At 74.3% G+C, this 16,353-nt stretch carries 13 protein-coding genes; 4 read left to right on the top strand and 9 right to left on the bottom strand.

Going from position 1 to position 16,353, the window contains the following annotated elements:
- Positions 1 to 22: 22 nt before the first annotated feature.
- The 4 genes from ACFC2L_RS15670 to ACFC2L_RS15655 all read left to right on the top strand — a co-directional run bounded on the left by ACFC2L_RS15670 (position 23) and on the right by ACFC2L_RS15655 (position 3,837).
- On the top strand, positions 23 to 760 hold the full coding sequence (locus tag ACFC2L_RS15670; RefSeq protein ID WP_253052672.1) for a response regulator transcription factor: 738 nt from the start codon (positions 23 to 25) through the stop codon (positions 758 to 760).
- On the top strand, positions 757 to 2,451 hold the full coding sequence (locus tag ACFC2L_RS15665; RefSeq protein WP_375825221.1) for an ATP-binding protein: 1,695 nt from the start codon (positions 757 to 759) through the stop codon (positions 2,449 to 2,451). Before ACFC2L_RS15670 ends, ACFC2L_RS15665 begins: the two co-directional genes overlap by 4 nt.
- 236 nt (positions 2,452 to 2,687) lie before the next feature.
- Positions 2,688 to 3,419 carry a hypothetical protein gene (locus ACFC2L_RS15660; RefSeq protein WP_375825220.1) on the top strand — a complete coding sequence of 244 codons (732 nt, stop codon included), beginning with the start codon at positions 2,688 to 2,690 and terminating at the stop codon, positions 3,417 to 3,419.
- 124 nt (positions 3,420 to 3,543) lie between these two features.
- On the top strand, positions 3,544 to 3,837 hold the full coding sequence (locus tag ACFC2L_RS15655) for a WXG100 family type VII secretion target (protein WP_237840153.1): 294 nt from the start codon (positions 3,544 to 3,546) through the stop codon (positions 3,835 to 3,837).
- A 27-nt stretch (positions 3,838 to 3,864) separates the two neighbouring features.
- Here the strand turns inward: ACFC2L_RS15655 and uca are convergent, their stop codons facing one another.
- The 9 genes from uca to ACFC2L_RS15610 all read right to left on the bottom strand — a co-directional run bounded on the left by uca (position 3,865) and on the right by ACFC2L_RS15610 (position 16,337).
- Positions 3,865 to 7,572 carry an urea carboxylase gene (uca, locus tag ACFC2L_RS15650; RefSeq protein ID WP_375825219.1) on the bottom strand — a complete coding sequence of 1,236 codons (3,708 nt, stop codon included), beginning with the start codon at positions 7,570 to 7,572 and terminating at the stop codon, positions 3,865 to 3,867.
- 357 nt (positions 7,573 to 7,929) lie between these two features.
- The gene (locus ACFC2L_RS15645; protein WP_375825218.1) at positions 7,930 to 8,628 is read right to left on the bottom strand and encodes a GntR family transcriptional regulator; all 699 of its coding nucleotides are present in this window, start codon (positions 8,626 to 8,628) and stop codon (positions 7,930 to 7,932) included.
- A 114-nt stretch (positions 8,629 to 8,742) separates the two neighbouring features.
- Complete coding sequence (gene urtE, locus ACFC2L_RS15640) at positions 8,743 to 9,435, bottom strand: urea ABC transporter ATP-binding subunit UrtE (protein ID WP_375825217.1); 693 nt, start codon at positions 9,433 to 9,435, stop codon at positions 8,743 to 8,745.
- On the bottom strand, positions 9,435 to 10,433 hold the full coding sequence (gene urtD, locus ACFC2L_RS15635) for an urea ABC transporter ATP-binding protein UrtD (protein ID WP_375825216.1): 999 nt from the start codon (positions 10,431 to 10,433) through the stop codon (positions 9,435 to 9,437). Before urtD ends, urtE begins: the two co-directional genes overlap by 1 nt.
- Positions 10,430 to 11,638 (bottom strand): urea ABC transporter permease subunit UrtC, encoded by a 1,209-nt coding sequence (gene urtC, locus ACFC2L_RS15630; RefSeq protein ID WP_375825215.1) that lies wholly within the window; start codon positions 11,636 to 11,638, stop codon positions 10,430 to 10,432. Before urtC ends, urtD begins: the two co-directional genes overlap by 4 nt.
- The gene (urtB, locus tag ACFC2L_RS15625; RefSeq protein ID WP_375825213.1) at positions 11,635 to 12,519 is read right to left on the bottom strand and encodes an urea ABC transporter permease subunit UrtB; all 885 of its coding nucleotides are present in this window, start codon (positions 12,517 to 12,519) and stop codon (positions 11,635 to 11,637) included. Before urtB ends, urtC begins: the two co-directional genes overlap by 4 nt.
- A 94-nt stretch (positions 12,520 to 12,613) precedes the next feature.
- Positions 12,614 to 13,879 carry an urea ABC transporter substrate-binding protein gene (gene urtA, locus ACFC2L_RS15620; protein WP_375825212.1) on the bottom strand — a complete coding sequence of 422 codons (1,266 nt, stop codon included), beginning with the start codon at positions 13,877 to 13,879 and terminating at the stop codon, positions 12,614 to 12,616.
- Between the two features lie 432 nt (positions 13,880 to 14,311).
- A complete protein-coding gene (locus ACFC2L_RS15615; RefSeq protein ID WP_375825211.1) occupies positions 14,312 to 15,358 on the bottom strand; it encodes an energy-coupling factor ABC transporter permease in 1,047 nt (348 codons plus the stop codon).
- Between the two features lies 1 nt (position 15,359).
- Entirely contained in the window at positions 15,360 to 16,337 is a 978-nt protein-coding gene (locus ACFC2L_RS15610; RefSeq protein ID WP_375825210.1) for an urease accessory protein UreD, read from the bottom strand.
- Positions 16,338 to 16,353 lie beyond the last annotated feature (16 nt).

Genomic DNA, 16,353 nt, shown 5'->3' with positions numbered 1-16,353 from the left:
CCGCGGGAGGACACTGGAGGACATGAGCACCACGCCTGAGGCACGCCTCGTCGTCGTCGACGACGAGCCGAACATCCGCGAGCTGCTGGCCACGTCCCTGCGCTTCGCCGGGTTCGAGGTGCACGCCGCCGCGGACGGGCAGAGCGCCCTGCGGCTCGTGCGCGACGTCGACCCCGACCTCGTCGTGCTCGACGTCATGCTCCCGGACATGGACGGGTTCACCGTCACGCGGCGCCTGCGCGAGAAGGGGCAGCACACGCCCGTCGTCTTCCTCACCGCGAAGGACGACACGCGGGACAAGATCACCGGCCTCACCGTCGGCGGCGACGACTACGTGACGAAGCCCTTCAGCCTGGAGGAGGTCGTGGCGCGCATCCGCGCGGTGCTGCGCCGCACGCACGCCGAGCCCGTCGAGGACGCGGTGCTGCGGTTCGCCGACCTGGAGATGGACGAGGACTCGCACGAGGTCCGCCGCGCGGGCATCGACGTCGACCTGTCCCCCACGGAGTTCAAGCTCCTGCGCTACCTCATGCTCAACGCGGGCCGCGTGCTCTCGAAGGCGCAGATCCTCGACCACGTGTGGCAGTACGACTGGGGCGGGGACGCGAACATCGTCGAGTCCTACATCTCCTACCTGCGCCGCAAGATCGACAACCTCACGGTCCCCGGTCCGGACGGCGAGCCCGTCGCCCTCCCGCCGCTCATCCACACCAAGCGCGGCGTGGGCTACCTGCTGCGCCAGCCGCCGACGACCTCATGACGTCCGGCCCCGACCGCACGACGACGGGGTCCCGACCGGTCCCACCGCCCCCTCCCCCGCCCCCCGGGTCGCGCACGGCCCCAGCCGGCCCCGCGCCGTCCGGCACGGGCGACACCTCCGCGGCGGAGGCTCCCTCCTCGCCGGGCGACGGCGGCCCGACGGCGGAGCGCCCCTACGGCCGACCCGTCCCCACCGAGGGGTGGGGCTGGTTCGCGCGCGTGCCGCTGCGCGCCCGGCTCGTCGCGATCACGGTGCTCCTGCTGGCCGCCGGGCTCGGGCTGGCGTCGGTGGTGACGACGACGGTCGTGTCGAGCTATCTGGTCGAGCAGGTCGACGACCAGCTCAACCGGACGGCGAAGGACCTCGCGAACGAGCCGTTCCAGAGCCTGCCCGGGACAGCCTCGACCATGCCCTCCGACTACTACGTGCTGTATCGGTTCGCGGACGGCTCCGAGGTCGAGCGCAAGACCGACGTCACCCTGCTCCGGTACGGGGTCCCCGACATCCCCGCGCTGTCCGAGCCGGAGCTGCGAGCCCTCGACGGCGAACCGTTCACCGTGGATGCCACGACGTCGACTCTCGGGGTGGCCGTCCAGCCGACGCAGTGGCGGGTCATCGCCCTCACACGGCCCACCGAGGAAGGCGCGGTGGAGAGCGCGTTCGTGGCGCTGCCGCTGACAGGCATCCACGAGACGGTGAAGATCCTGGGGCGCACGCTCGCCCTGTCCGCCCTGGGCATCGCGCTCGTCGGCGGCGCGATCGCCTTCCTGGCGGTGCACCGCTCGCTGCGCCCGCTGCGCGAGATCGAGGAGACGGCGGCGGACATCGCGGCGGGCGACCTGTCGCGGCGCGTGCGTCCCGCCCCGCCGACGACCGAGGTGGGTTCGCTGGCCGCGTCGCTCAACGCGATGCTCTCGCAGATCGAGGAGGCGTTCGCGGTCCAGGAGGCGTCGGAGGAGCGGATGCGGCGGTTCGTGTCCGACGCGAGCCACGAGCTGCGCACGCCGCTCGCGACGATCCGCGGCTACGGCGAGCTCTACCGGATGGGCGCGCTCGACACGCCCGACAAGGTCGACGACACGATGGGGCGCATCGAGGACTCGGCGACGCGCATGGGCACGCTCGTGAACGACCTGCTCGCGCTCGCGCGCCTCGACGAGGGGCGGCCGCTGCGGCACGAGCCGGTCGACCTCGTGTCGCTCGCGCGCGACTCCGCGCAGGACCTGCACGCGCTCGACCCGACCCGGGACGTCCGTCTCGTGGGCCTGCCGGCCGGGGCGAAGGCGCCGGGGGCGCTGCGCGTCGTCGGCGACGAGGACCGGCTGCGGCAGGTGCTGGCGAACCTCGTCGGGAACGTCGCGCGCCACACGCCCGCGGGGACGCCGGTCGAGATCGCGCTGGGCGCCGCCCGCTCCGCGACGCCCTCCGACGACGCGCAGGACGGCTCCCGTGACACCGTCGCCGTGCTCGAGGTACGCGACCACGGCCCGGGCGTCCCCAACGAGCAGCGCGGGCGGGTGTTCGAGCGGTTCTACCGCGCGGACTCCTCGCGCAACCGCGCGTCGGGCGGCTCGGGACTGGGCCTGGCCATCGTCGCCGCGATCGTGGGCGCGCACGGGGGTCGTGTGTCGGTGCGCGAGACGACGGGCGGCGGGCTGACCGTCCGCGTCGACCTCCCGCTGCCCTCCTGATCCGCGCGCACCCCGTCCCACCTGCGCGTCCGTGCGTGCCGCGCCCGGTGCTCCCGGGCGGCCCGACGGCGTCCGTCCCACCCGTCGCCGAGTGCGGCTACGATGGCGGGTCGTCCCGCGCGACCTAGGCTGGAGGTGAGGCCGCGCGGCGACGCGGGGGCCTCCGCGCCAGGTACCGCACCTGGTGACGACGACCTCCGTCATCTCCTCGTGTCCGACGAAGAAGGCGAAAGTTCATGGGCGTCAACAGCGCCGACGCACCGCAGTGGTTCCTCTCCTCGTTCGTCCGCAGCGCCCGCGGCGCCGGGGCGACCGCCCCGGACGACGAGGTCCGCGCCGTCGGGCAGGGGCTGCTCGACCGCTGGGACCAGCCGGACCGCCACTTCCACAACCTGCGCCACCTGGCGGACGTGCTGGGGCGGGTCGACGAGCTCTCCGAGGAGACGCACGACCCCGACCTCGTGCGCCTCGCCGCGTGGTACCACGGCGCGATCTTCGACGCGAAGGGCCGCGCGACGTACGCGAACAAGGGCGGCGAGGACGAGTCCGCGAGCGCCGCGCTGGCCCACGACGAGCTCACGACGCTCGGGGTCCCGGAGCCGGCCGCCCGCCGCGTCGCGTACCTCGTCAACGCGCTCGTGCGGCACTCCCCGGACGCGACGGACTTCGACTGCGCGGTGCTGTGCGACGCCGACCTCGCGATGCTCGCCGCGGAGCCGCAGCGCTACAAGGAGTACCTCAAGGATGTGCGCGACGAGTACGCGCACATCCCGAAGGTCGACTACGTGCGGGCCCGGATCGCGATCCTCACGAAGCTGCTCGACCGCCGTTCCCTCTTCTCGAGCCCGCTCGGCGCAGCGTGGGAGGAGCCCGCACGGCAGAACCTCGACGCGGAGCTGCAGCGGCTGCGCAAGGAGCAGCTCAAGCTGGCAGAAGCGTCGACACCGTCCACAGGTCCCGCGTCCTGACCCGTCGTCCACAGGGACGTCGCCGCGCCCGCGGCGCCCGGGGTCCCGTGGCTAGCGTCGTCGTCGCACCGGCACCCGCCGCGTGCGGGACGGCCCGCGGGCCGACGAGACGACGGAGGACGACATGAGCCGGTACGAGGTCGACAGCGCACGGGTCGCCCAGGCGAGCGCGGCGGTGAACGGGTCGGTCACGGCGATCCGGGCGGAGGTCGGGGCCATGATGCGCCACCTCACCGACCTTCAGGCATCGTGGCGCGGCGGCGCGGCGACGTCCTTCACGGGCGTGATGACGCAGTGGCAGACCACGCAGAACCAGGTCGAGCTCGCGCTCGACGACATCACGGCGGCGCTCGGCGCGGCCGCCCAGACCTACGCCGACGCCGAGTCCCAGGCCGCGCGGCTGTTCACCACGCGGTAGCACCCGGGCGCGACGGCGCTCGGCGCGTCATGCGTCGAGGTGCACGACGGCGAGCCGGTCGCCGGCGCGTACGTGGTCGCCCGGGCGCACGCGGACGTCGACGACGATGCCGTCGGAGGGTGCCAGGACCGGCAGCTCGAGCTTCATCGCCTCCAGCACGACCACGGGCGTGCCCTCGGCGACGCGGCGCCCCGGCAGCGCCTCCACGCGCCACACCACCCCGCCGAGCGGCGCGCGCAGCACGACGCGCGCCGGGTCGTCCAGGTCGGCGGAGGCGAGCTCGGTGTCGCGTGCGCCGGCGGACGCCGGGTCGAGACCGCCGCGCGCGGTCGCGCGCGCGGCGGACCCGACGAGCTCGCCTGCCTCCGCCCAGGCCGCGGCCTCGCGTCCGAACGCCGCGCGGCGCGCCGCCCCGACCGCGGCGATGTCGTCGGCCTCGCGCGCGAGGAGCGCGGCGTGCTCCCGGCCGGAGAAGACGCCGTCCTCGATCGGCACCTCCAGGACCCCCGCGCGGGCCGCCGCGCGGCGCTCGGCGAGCTCGTCCGGGTCGACCGGCTCCCACACGATCCGGTCGAAGTGCCGGAACAGCCACGGGACGCCCGGGCGGAACGGCGGGCGCTGCGCGTGGGCCGACCAGACGGGGACGGTCCTGCCCACGAGCTGGTAGCCCCCGGGGCTCGCCATGCCGTACACGCACAGGAACGCCCCTCCGAGGCCGACGGCGTCGGACGGGGTCCAGGTGCGCGCCGGGGTGTACTTCGTGGTGAGCAGGCGATGTCGCGGGTCGACCGGCACGGCGAGCGGCGCGCCCAGGTACACGTCCCCGAGCCCGAGCACGAGGTACTCGGCGCCGAGGACGGTGCGTCGCACGTCCTCGACGCTCGCGAGCCCGTTGGCCCGACGGACGAAGTCGACGTTGGACGGCAGCCACGGCGCGTCGGACCGGACCGCGGCCGCGTACCGCTCGACGGCGTCCCGGATCGCGGGGTCGTCCCAGCTCAGCGGCAGCCGGAGCACGCGGCTCGGCACCTCGATCTCGTCGCTCGGCGGCAGGTCCTCCTCCAGCTCGCGCAGCAGCCCGACGAGCCGTGTCACGGGCAGCGTCTCGGGATCGACGTGGAGGTGGAGCGTGCGGACGCCCGGTGTCACGTCGAGCAGGCCCTGCGGGGCCGCAGCCTCGAGACCGGTCGCCAGGGCGTGCACGCGCAGACGGTCGTGCAGGTCGAGCCCCTCCCCGCCGTCGTACTCGACGAGGAGCGCGTCGTCCGCGCCGCGCAGGTAGCGGACCGCGGGTCGCCGGTCGGCGCGCGGCGTCGGCCCGCCCGGAGGTCGGACGTCGTCGCCGACGAAGGCCCCGACGTCCCGGCCCCGGACGGCGCGCACCGCCGTCGGGACGCGCGCCGCCGCCCGGGCCGCGTCGTCGCGACGCAGCCGGTCGGCGCCGTCGCCGTGGACGGTCACGAACCGCACGACGTCGCCCGGCCGCATCTGTCCGAGCTTCCACCGGGAGCCGGCCACGACGGTGAGCGCGCACACGAAGCCGCCGAGGCTCGGTCCGTCCGGGCCGAGCAGGATCGGCGTGTCCCCGCTGATGTTCAGCGCACCCACCGAGTACGGGTTGTCGAGCACGTTGGACGGGTGCAGCCCCGCGTCGCCGCCGTCGGGCCGCACCCACGTGAGCGGCGGCCCGGCGAGCCGCACGCCCGTCCGGTCCGCGTGCGGCAGGACCCGCCACCAGGACGCCCGCAGCCGACCGAGCGCGGCGGCGGTGAGCGCCGCAGACTGCGGTCCCGTCGTCACGGCGAGCTCCCACGAGTGCCCCATCCGGGGCCGGGCGCCGGGCGGCACCGCGCCCGCCGCACCGAGCCCGGGAGACGCCGTCTCGCCCGGCCGACCGGCTGTCCCGGGACCAGTGGTCCGAGGGTGCAGCGCGTCGCCCGCGACGAGCGCGCGCCCGGCCGGGCCGCCGACGGCGCCGAGGACGAAGGTCGCCGCCGACCCGAGATGCTCCGGGACGTCCAGGCCGCCCGCGACGAGCACGTACGTCCGCAGCCCGACGGCGTGCGGCGCGCCGACGGCGAGCACGCCGCCCGCGGGGACGACGACGGGCTCCCACTGCCGCACGGGCTCACCGTCGACCGTCACGGGCGCCGGCGCCCCCGTGACGCACACCGTCGCCTCGTGCGAGAACCGCAGGGTCGGGCCGGTGAGGGTGCACTCGAGCCCCGCCGCACCCTCGGGGTTGCCCAGCGCGCGGTTGCCGGTGCGGAACGACAGGTCGTCCATCGGGCCCGAGGGCGGGATGCCCACGCCCCAGTACCCGGTGCGGCCCGGCCAGTCCTGCACCGTGGTCAGCACGCCAGGGTCGAGCACGTCGACCCAGGGTTCCGGGTCGTGCACGATCGCGAGCGTGGTGGTGGTCGCCGATCCCTCGGCGACGGCGGGGTCGGCGAGCGCGGCGCGCAGCAGCGAGACGTTCGTGGGGACGCCGTCCACCCGCACGTCCCCGAGCGCGGTGCGCAGCCCTGCGACCGCGAGCGTGTGCGACGCCGCGTGCACGACGACCTTCGCGAGCAGCGGGTCGGCGTCGGGACCGAGCTCGTCGCCCGCGCTCGCGCCGGTCTCGACGCGGACGTCCGTCCCCGCGCCCGAACGCGGAAGGTCGAGCCGCGCGAGCGTGCCCGCGGCGGGTCGCCCGTGGCGCACGTCCTCGGCATAGACGCGCGCCTGCGCCGCCACCCCCCGGGCCGCAGGGCCCGACGGCAGCACGTCGTCGAGCACGGTCGTGTCGCCGAGGGCGAGGCGCAGCATCCAGGCCACCAGGTCGACGCCGGTGACCTCCTCGGTCACGGTGTGCTCGACCTGGATCCGCGGGTTCACCTCGAGGAACGTGACCTCGCCCGAGCCGACGTCGAGCAGCGCCTCCAGCGTCGCGGCCGAGCGCAGCCCGACCCGCGCCGCGAGCCGACGGGCGCCGTCGTGCAGGGTCGCGCGCACGCCGGTATCGAGGCCGGGCGCGGGCGCGACCTCGACGACCTTCTGGTGGCGGCGCTGGAGCGAGCAGTCGCGGTCGCCGAGCGAGACGACTCGGCCCGCCCCGTCACCGAAGAGCTGCACCTCGAGGTGGCGAGCCCGGTCGACGTGACGCTCGACGAACAACCGCCCGGACGACCCGGGGCGCGACGACTCCCGCCGCCACGCCCCGGCGAGCCCCGCCGCGTCGCGGCACACGTGCACGCCGGTCCCGCCACCGCCACCGGCGTCCTTGAGCACGAGCGGGAAACCGATCTCGTCCGCCCACCCGAGCGCGTCCTCGAGGCCGCCGAGCACCGGCGACCCCGGCAGCACCCGCAGGCCGCACTCCTGCGCGAGCGCGCGGGCGCGGGCCTTGTCGCCGAGGAGACGGAGCTGCTCCGGGGTCGGGCCTGCGAACGCGACGCCGGCCGCCTCGACCGCCGCGGCGAACTCCGCGTCTTCCGCGCGGAAGCCGTAGCCCGGGTGCAGCAGGTCCGCACCCGACGCGAGCGCCGCATCGAGGAGCCGTCGCCCGTCGTCGTAGGACTCGGCGACGGGTGCCGGACCGATCCGCACCGCCTCGTCCGCGAGGCGGACGTGCCGCGCCCCACGGTCTGCGTCGGAGTGCACGGCGACGGTGCGCAGCCCAAGCTGCCGCGCGCTGCGCAGCACGCGGCAGGCGATCTCGCCGCGGTTCGCGACGAGCAGCGTGGCAGCCATCGCCCTCCCCGGGGTAGGGGCGCGAGGCCACGCCTCGCCGTCGGACAGAACGGGCCCAGCCTAGAGCCCACCGCCGGCGCCGCGGGCAGTCGCCCGAGGTGGGCGAGGCCTGGGCGAGCCGAAGCCGGTCGGGGTGGGTGGTGGTTCCGCGTCGTGGCGGGCCTGGCGGGAGCCGCGAGGAACGAGGGGCGGATGGTAGACGCGGCTCCACCACCCACCCCGACCACCCCAGGCGACCACACGCCGTCGAGCACAAGAACCACGGTTCTACCTCGCGCGACCACGGTTCTACCCCGACCGACCGGGGTTCTACCTCGGCCGACCAGAGCTCTACCTCGGCCCGTGGGACGCCGAGCGTCAGACGGCGAGGGCCATGCGGGAGAGGGCTCGCGCCGCGCGTTCCATGACGACGGCGAGCGACTCGCCGACGTGCAGGTGGAGCGCGGTGCGCGCCTCGGGGAGGCGGTCGGCGAGCGCGAGCTCGAGGATCTCGATGTGCTCGTCGATGGTGATGCGGATGCGCTCGGACTCGACGAAGTCGTACATGCGGACGGCGCGCACCTTCTCGTTGACCTCGACGAGCGCCTCGGTGAGGCGGTCGTTGCCCGCGGCGCGGGACAGCACGGTGTGGAAGCGCTCGTCGAGGAGCACGAAGCTCGGGTCGGGTTCCGGCGGCGCGGCGCGGAGCTCGACCCACCGGCCGAGCTCGTCGCGCAGGGCATCGGTGTCGTAGTGCAGCTCGGTGTTCTCGATGATGCGCTCGACGCCGCGCAGCTCGAGGGTCACGCGCAGCTCGTACAGGTCGCGCAGCTCGGCGAGGCTGGGCACGACGACGGCGTACCCGAAGTCGGTGCGCTGGATGAGCCCGTCGGACAGGAGCCGGGACAGCGCCTCGCGCACAGGCGTGCGCGACACCTCGAACCGCCGGCTCAGCTTGGGCTCGGTGAGCCGCTCGCGCGGGTCGACCCGGCCGTTGAGGATCTCGGCGCGCAACCGCGTGTAGACGGCGTCGCGCAACGAGGTCGCGGCGGGTTCCGGCGCGGTCACGATGTCCATGCGGGGTCTCCTGGTCGTCCGGCCCGTGCGTCGTGGTCATGCCCTGCCATCATCCCGCACGGCGACCCGGCGGCGGTGCCGCCGGGTACGCCGTGCGGGTCGACGCCGCGTCGGCTACACGGCCATCGCCGCACGGACGCTCTCCTCGGCGGCCTCGCCGCCCGACCCGCGGCTCGTCACGCGCCCGGACTGGAGGACGACGTAGTCGCGCGCCGCGCCGAGCGCGAACCCGACGTGCTGCTCGACCAGCAGGACCGACAGGCCGCCCGCGTCGGTGAGGGTGAGGATCGCGTCCTCGATCTCGGTGACGACGGACGGCTGGATGCCCTCGGTCGGCTCGTCGAGCACGAGCACGCGCGGGCCGGTGATGAGGGCGCGCGCGATGGCGAGCTGCTGCCGCTGCCCGCCGGACAGGAGCCCGGCCCGTCGGCCGAGGAGCCCGCGCAGCGCCGGGAACAGGTCGAGCGCCTCGTCGAGGCGTCGCGGCCCCTCGCGCGACGTGTCGGCGACGAGCTGGAGGTTCTCGCGCGCCGTGAGGTCGCCGAACGACTGCTGCCCCTGCGGGACGTACGCGAGACCTCGCCGCACGCGCTGGTGCGTCGGCAGCCGGGTGACGTCCTCGCCGTCGAGCACGACGCTCCCCGACCGGGCCTTGAGCAGCCCGAGCGCGGTCCGCAGGAGCGTCGTCTTGCCGGCGCCGTTGTGCCCCAGCACGGCGGCGACGCCGCCCGCCGGCACCGTGAGGTCGACGCCGTGGAGCACCATGGTCCGGCCGTAGCCCCCGTGCAGGCCCGTGAGCTCGAGCATCACGCCTCCTCGTCGTCGTTCGTGGTGGTCGCCGGGCTCGTCGCGCGCTCCTCCGTGCCGGACGCCGCGGGCTCGCTCCCCGCATCACGTCCCGGAGGGCGGCGGCGAGCGCCGCGGGTCGCGCCCGCGCTGCCGAGGTAGACCTCCTGCACGCGCGGGTCGGCCTGGACCTCGGCGTACGTGCCCTCGGCGAGCACCTGGCCCAGGTGCAGCACCGTGACCGAGCTCGCGAAGGCCCGGAGGAACTCCATGTCGTGCTCGACGACGACGACCGTCCGCTGGGCGCCGATGCGCTGGAGCAGCTCGCCGGTCTGCTCGCGCTCGGACTGGCTCATGCCCGCGACGGGCTCGTCGAGCAGCAGCAGCCGGGCGTCCTGGACGAGCAGCATCCCGATCTCGAGCCACTGCTTCTGCCCGTGCGCGAGGATCCCGGCCTGGACGTCGCGCAGGTGCGCGAGCCCGACGGTCTCGAGCGCCTGCTCGACGGTCTCGGGCGTCGAGGTGCGACGCCGCAGGAGCGTGAGCGGGCCGCGTCCGGCACCCGCAGCGATGTCGAGGTTCTGGAGCACGCTGAGCTCCTCGAACACGCTCGCCGTCTGGAACGTGCGCCCGACGCCGGCCCGCGCGATGCGGTGCGTCTTCTTGCCGAGCAGGTCGACCCCGCCGAACTGCACCGATCCCGACGCCTTGGCGAGGCCGGTGATGGCGTCCACGATCGTCGTCTTGCCCGCGCCGTTGGGCCCGATGAGGAACCGGAGGTCGCCCGCGGTGACGGTGAGGTCGACGCCCTGGACGGCGACGAACCCGTCGAACTCGACGCGCAGCCCGCGCACCTCGAGGTAGTCGTGCCGGAACCGCGAGTCGTCGACGCCGAGGACGGACTGCGCGGCCTCGAGGTCGAGCCCGTCGCCCGCGACGCCGGTCTCGAGGACAGCGGCGCCCGCCGCCTCGGGCACCGGCACCGTGCCCGACGCCGGTCCCGTGGGTTGCGTGGTCATGCGGTCCTCCCGGAGGTGGCGGGGTCGTGGTCGACGGCGGTCGGTCGCTCGGTCGCCGGGTCGCCGGTGCCCGGCTCGTCCGCGGTGCCGCCGTCCGCCGGGGCGGGCACACCGCCGTCGGGCACGGCGCCGCGGCGCGCGCGGCGCCACCGCGTGAACAGCTCGGCGAGCCCGCCGGGCAGGAATGCGACGACGAGGATGAACAGCGCACCCTGGGCGTAGATCCAGCCGGACGGGAACGCCTCGGACAGGCTCGTCTGCGCCCAGCTCACGGCGATCGACCCGAGCACCGGGCCGAGGAGCGTCGCCCGGCCGCCGATGGCGACGCCGATGAGGAACCCGATCGACGGCACGACGCCTACGTCGGCGGGCGAGATGATCCCGACGATCGGCACGAACAGCGCGCCGCCCACGGCCGCCATGAACGCCGCGACGGCGTACGCGACGACCTTGACCTTGGCCGGGTCGTAGCCGAGGAACCGGACGCGGTTCTCCTGGTCGCGCACGGCGACCAGCAGCTCGCCGAACCGCGACACCATGAGCTGGCGCGCGATCGCGACCATGACGAGCAGGGCGCCGGCGGCGATGAAGAAGAGCATGCGCTTGTTGACCGGGTCGGCGAGGTCGTACCCGAAGAACGACCGGAAACCGTTGAGGCCGTTGGTGCCGCCCGTCGTCGCCTGCTGACCGATGAGCAGGATCGCGAAGGCCGCCGCGAGCGCCTGCGAGAGGATCGCGAAGTAGGCGCCCCGCACGCGCCGCGTGAAGACGGCGAACCCGAGCAGCGCGGCGAGACCGGCAGGTATGACGGCGATGGCGAGGATGGTCACGACCGGCGACCGGAACGGCTCCCACCAGCCCGGCACCTCGCCCGAGCCGTAGAGCATCATGAAGTCCGGCACCCCGCCCGGCCCGGCGTCCGCAAGCTTGAGGTGCATCGCCATGATGTAGGCACCGAGGCCGAAGAACACGCCCTGCCCGAGCGTGAGCATCCCGCCGCGGCCCCACGCGAGGCCGATGCCGACGGCGACCATCGCGAGGCACAGGAACTTGCCGAGCAGGCCGAGGCGGAACGTGGAGAGCGTCGCGGGCGCGACGGCGAACAGCAGGACCGCCGCGACGGCGAACCCGACGATCACGCGGGCGCGCGAGGAGCGGTACAGGGTGGTGAGCCGGGACGTGCCCCCGGTCGTGACGGCGCTCATGCGAGGCTCCTCGTCCGGACCGACACGAGGCCCTGGGGTCGCACCTGGAGGAAGACGACGATGACGACGAACACGAGCACCTTCGCGATGCTCGCCGTCGTGGAGTACTCGAAGGTCGCTTGGAGCAGCCCGAGCGCGAACGCCGCGATGACCGTGCCCTTGATCTGCCCGATGCCGCCCGCGACGACGACGAGGAACGCGTCGACGATGTAGCTCGTCCCGAGCGTGGGGCCGATCGACCCGAGGAGCGTGAGCGCGACGCCCGCGATCCCGGCGAGACCGGACCCGATGAAGAACGTCAGGCGGTCCGTCGTCCGCGTGGAGACGCCGCTCGCCTCGGCGAGGTCGCGGTTCTGCACGACGGCGCGGATCCGCCGCCCGAGCGGCGTCACCTTGAGCACGACGGGCAGCGCGACGACCGCGACGACCGCCAGCGCGAGGATGAACACGCGCGTCTTGGGCACGGCGAGGCCGAACAGGTCGACGGCGCCGCTCAGCCAGGCGGGGGCGCGCACGTCGACGTTGGGGGCCCCGAACACGTCGCGCGCGACCTGCTGGAGCACGAGTGCGACGCCCCACGTCACGAGCAGGGTGTCGAGCGGCCGCTTGTACATGCGGTGGATGAGCGTCGCCTCGAGCAGCAGCCCGAGCAGGCCACCGACGAGGAACCCGAGCGGCAACGAGACGAGCAGCGAGACGCCGGCGTTGCCGACGACCCCTTGCACGACGAACGCCGTGTAGGCGCCCGCCATCATGAACTCGCCGTGCGCCATGTTGATGACGCCCATCTGGCCGAACGTGAGCGCCAGCCCGAGGGCGGCGAGGAGCAGGACGGAGCCGAGGCTCAGTCCCGCGAAGAGCTGCGAGAACAGCACATCCATGGGCGTCGTGCCTTCCGGTGAGTGCGGACGAGGACTCACGGAGCGCCGGGCACCCGCCGCCGCGTGGGGCGGCGGATGCCCGGCGCTCACGGGGTCAGGAGAGGCCCTCGGCCCAGTCGTAGCCCTCGAGGTACGGGTCGGGCTCGATCGGCTCGCCCGAGCTCCACTCGGTGTAGATGAGGCCGTCGGGGCCGATCTTGCCGATGAGGGCGGTCTTGGCGATGTGGTGGTTGTCGCCGTTCACGGTGACGGAGCCCTCGGGGGCGTCGAAGGTCACGCCGTCGGCGGCCTCCTGGACGTCGGCGACGTCGAACGACTCGGCCTTCTCGACCATGCCCTTCCACAGGTAGAGCGAGGTGTACGCCGCCTCCATCGGGTCGGACGTCACGCGGTCGGCGCCGTACTTGGCCTGGAACGCCTCGACGAACGTGGTGTTCTCCGGGCTGTCGATGGTCTGGTAGTAGTTCCAGGCCGTGAGCTGGCCCTCGACGTTCTCGACGCCGACGCCGCCCACCTCCTCCTCGGCGATCGACACCGACACGACGGGCATCGTGTCCGGCCCGAGGCCCGCGTTCTTGTACTCCTTGAAGAACGCGACGTTGGAGTCGCCGTTGAGCGTGTTGAACACGGCGTCCGCCCCGGCGGACTTCACCTTGTTGACGATCGTGGAGAAGTCGGTGTGGCCCAGCGGCGCGTACTCCTCACCGAGGACCTCGATGCCGTTCGCCTCCGCGTACGCGTTGATGATCTTGTTCGCCGTGCGCGGGAAGACGTAGTCGGAACCGACGAGGAAGATCGACGTGACCCCCTGCTCCTTGAGGTAGTCGAGTGCGGGGACGATCTGCTGGTTGGTCGTGGCGCCGGTGTAGAAGATGTTCGGCGACGACTCGAGGCCCTCGTACTGGACCGGGTAGAAGAGCAGCGAGTCCTGCGCCTCGAAGACGGGCAGCATCGCCTTGCGCGACGCGGACGTCCAGCCGCCGAACACGGCGGCGACGCAGTCGCTCGTGATGAGCTTCTCCGCCTTCTCGGCGAAGACCGTGGGCTCGGACTGGCCGTCCTCCTGGACGATCTCGAGCTGCTTGCCGAGCACGCCGCCGTCGGCGTTGATCTCCTCCGCCGCGAGGGCCAGGGAGTCGGCGACGGTCTGCTCGGAGATCGCCATGGTGCCGGAGAGCGAGTTGAGGAAGCCGATCTTGACGGTGTCGCCGGAGGTGTCGACGCAGCTCTCGGCAGCGCTGGTCGCGGCGCCCGCTCCGTCGCCGGTCTCCGTCTTCGCGCCGCACGCGGTGAGCGTGAGCGCGAGGACGACGAGAGCGGCGGCCGGGGCGAGACGGGTCGTGGCGCGTGAAGGTGTCACGAGAGTCCTTTCAGCGAGGTTCGCACAGCGGAGTTCTCCGCAGGTTTCTCAGCAGGAGGCCGGCGGCCGCCGGGGAGGCGGTCGCGCGCCGCGAGCACCGGGTACAGGCGTGTATACGAGCCTGTGCCCGGGGTGGTGCCCACTGATGTCGACGCTAGTGACGCCGTGTTTCGGCCGATCTGCCCGTCCTGTTAACGGCACGTGTCACACGGTCACGATCCGGTCACGCGCCCGGGAACACTGCCGAGAGAGAACCCTGGTAGCGCGAGATAGAACGCTGGTCGCAGAGGTCAACCCCAGGTCCGCCGACGTAGAACCCTGGTGGTGAAGCGTTCTCGAGGCTCGGGTGCCCCTCGACCCACCAGAGTTCTACCTCGCACGACCACGGTTCTACCTCGGGCAACCGGGGTTCTCCCTCGCCGGGGAGGGCCGTCAGGCGGCCGGGGCGGTCGCCGTGCGGCGGCGGGTGGTCGCGCTCAGGACGGCGGTGAGGAGCCCGGCCGTGAGCGCGACGACGAGGGCGACGCCCACGAGGCCGGCGACGCCGACGAAGATCCCGCCGGCCTCGCCGTAGTCGGCGAGCGGCATCCCCGCGAACGCGTGGTCGCGCGCCGCGTCGGCGAAGCCGACCGACTCGGCCGTCGCCTCGAGGCCGTCCGGCGTGGCCGCCGCGAACGACGACACGACGACCGCGGCGAGCAGCGCGCCCGACCCGAGCGCGAGCACGGCACGCCGCACCGCGCCGGCCGGGGCCGCCGCGAGCGCCGTGGAACCAGGCGAGACAGCCGTTCCCGGCGAGGCCACGGCGTCGGGCCCGACGGCACGGCTCGGCGCAGGTCGTGCCACGCCCTCGATGGCTGCGACGCCCGGAGCGACCGCGAGCACGAGCCCGACGACCCCGGCCGTGATGAGCGCCTCGCCGAGCCCGATGACCGCGTGCACGGAGAGCATCTGACCGACGAGCTCGCCCACCGGGACCGGTACCGTCCCGCCGACGGCGAAGAGCGAGGCGAACACCGCGGCCGAGGCGGGCACGCTCACGAGCGCTCCCACCCCCGCGGCGCCGGCTGCACCGCGTCCGCGCGTCAGGCGCAGGACGCCACGCGTCGCCGCCCAGCCGACGAGCGTCCCGACCACCGCCATGAGCAGCACGTTCGTGCCCAGCGCGGTGATCCCGCCGTCCGCGAAGACGAGCGCCTGCACCAGCAGCACGAGCGTCACGGACAGCACGCCGAGCCACGGCCCGACGAGCGCGGCCGCGAGCGCCCCTCCCATGAGGTGGCCGCTCGTCCCGGCGGCGACCGGGTAGTTGAGCATCTGGACGGCGAAGACGAACCCGGTCGTCGCAGCCGTCAGCGCGACGCGACGCGGGGTGAGGTCCTCGCGCGCCCGGTACGCCGCGTAGCCGACGGCGGCGAGGGACACGACGGCGGTCGTCGCCGACGTGGGGTCGTTCAGGAAGTGGTCGGGGACGTGCATGTCAGGCTCCTGTCGTCAGCAGTGTCGTGCGGGGTTCGGGAAGGTCGGTGTCCGACGGCGCCGCGCGAGCGGGCTGCGGGTCGTCGGGCAGGTCGCCAGCGATGCCACGGGCGGCGCGCACCGCCGTCGTCCAGGCCGCCACGACGGCGTCGATCCCGGCGTCGTGGGTGCTCGGGCCGAGGTGGCGGCCGATCGCGCCGGGGCCGTCGAGGTCGAGCCGCAGCGGTGCGGGTGTCGTGCTCGCGGGCCGGTCTGCCGCGAGGGCGCCGAGCGCGACCGGCGGGCGCGTCCCGAGGCACAGCACCGAGTCGACGACGCGCGCGTCGCCGAGGATCCCGGGCAGGGTGCGGTCGTCGTCGAGGTCGAGGTCCTCGACGAAGAGCTCGCGCACGTGCCCCGGTCGTGCCGGGTCGCTCCGCCATGGAGGTCCCGACCCTGCTGGCGTCGCGGACTCACCGGTCCCGCCGACACCGCGGGACGTCGGGGCGGCACCAGGTGCCGACAGGGCGACGCGCGTGCGCGACCGCAGCCGGCCGCCGACCTCTCCCGAGCGGCCCAGGACGAGCGTCTCGCGCAGGAGCGCGACGCCACCTGCACCCCGGGTTCCGCCGCGGGCGAGCGCCACGCGCGTGGAGCGCTCGACGTCGGCCCCGTCGGCGACGACGAACGGCAGCGCGTCCCACACGAGGAGCCCACCGGCGTCGACCTGCACGGCCACGTCCCACGAGGCCGACCGCCCGCGCCCGGCGTACGCGACGGTGCCCGACACCTCGACGAGCTCGAGCTCGACGCCCTCCCCCACGTGCACCTCGATCCGCACGCGGTCACCGCCGAGGAGCAGCGCGCGCGTCGCGACGAGCGCGACCCGGACCACGCCCGGCCCGGTGGACAGGACGCGCGGGCTGAGCGCGCCGGGGCGCAGGTCGCAGCGCACCCGGCCCGCGTCCCGGTACGCCCCGACCCGCGTCACCTCGTCCACGAGCGTCTCGTCGCCC

The organism is Cellulosimicrobium sp. NPDC055967 (assembly GCF_042269845.1).
In the GTDB taxonomy this organism is placed as follows: domain Bacteria; phylum Actinomycetota; class Actinomycetes; order Actinomycetales; family Cellulomonadaceae; genus Cellulosimicrobium.
Note: the sequence above shows the minus strand (reverse complement) of the source record. Positions and strands in the feature narration are given on the sequence as shown.

Coding starts and splice junctions, on each gene's coding strand:
- ACFC2L_RS15670 (WP_253052672.1), top strand. CDS start 23: ATGAGCACCACGCCTGAGGCACGCCTCGTCGTCGTCGACGACGAGCCG.
- ACFC2L_RS15645 (WP_375825218.1), bottom strand. CDS start 8,628: ATGGACATCGTGACCGCGCCGGAACCCGCCGCGACCTCGTTGCGCGAC.
- urtB (WP_375825213.1), bottom strand. CDS start 12,519: ATGGATGTGCTGTTCTCGCAGCTCTTCGCGGGACTGAGCCTCGGCTCC.
- ACFC2L_RS15660 (WP_375825220.1), top strand. CDS start 2,688: ATGGGCGTCAACAGCGCCGACGCACCGCAGTGGTTCCTCTCCTCGTTC.
- urtD (WP_375825216.1), bottom strand. CDS start 10,433: ATGACCACGCAACCCACGGGACCGGCGTCGGGCACGGTGCCGGTGCCC.
- ACFC2L_RS15655 (WP_237840153.1), top strand. CDS start 3,544: ATGAGCCGGTACGAGGTCGACAGCGCACGGGTCGCCCAGGCGAGCGCG.
- ACFC2L_RS15665 (WP_375825221.1), top strand. CDS start 757: ATGACGTCCGGCCCCGACCGCACGACGACGGGGTCCCGACCGGTCCCA.
- ACFC2L_RS15615 (WP_375825211.1), bottom strand. CDS start 15,358: ATGCACGTCCCCGACCACTTCCTGAACGACCCCACGTCGGCGACGACC.
- uca (WP_375825219.1), bottom strand. CDS start 7,572: ATGGCTGCCACGCTGCTCGTCGCGAACCGCGGCGAGATCGCCTGCCGC.
- urtE (WP_375825217.1), bottom strand. CDS start 9,435: ATGCTCGAGCTCACGGGCCTGCACGGGGGCTACGGCCGGACCATGGTG.
- urtC (WP_375825215.1), bottom strand. CDS start 11,638: ATGAGCGCCGTCACGACCGGGGGCACGTCCCGGCTCACCACCCTGTAC.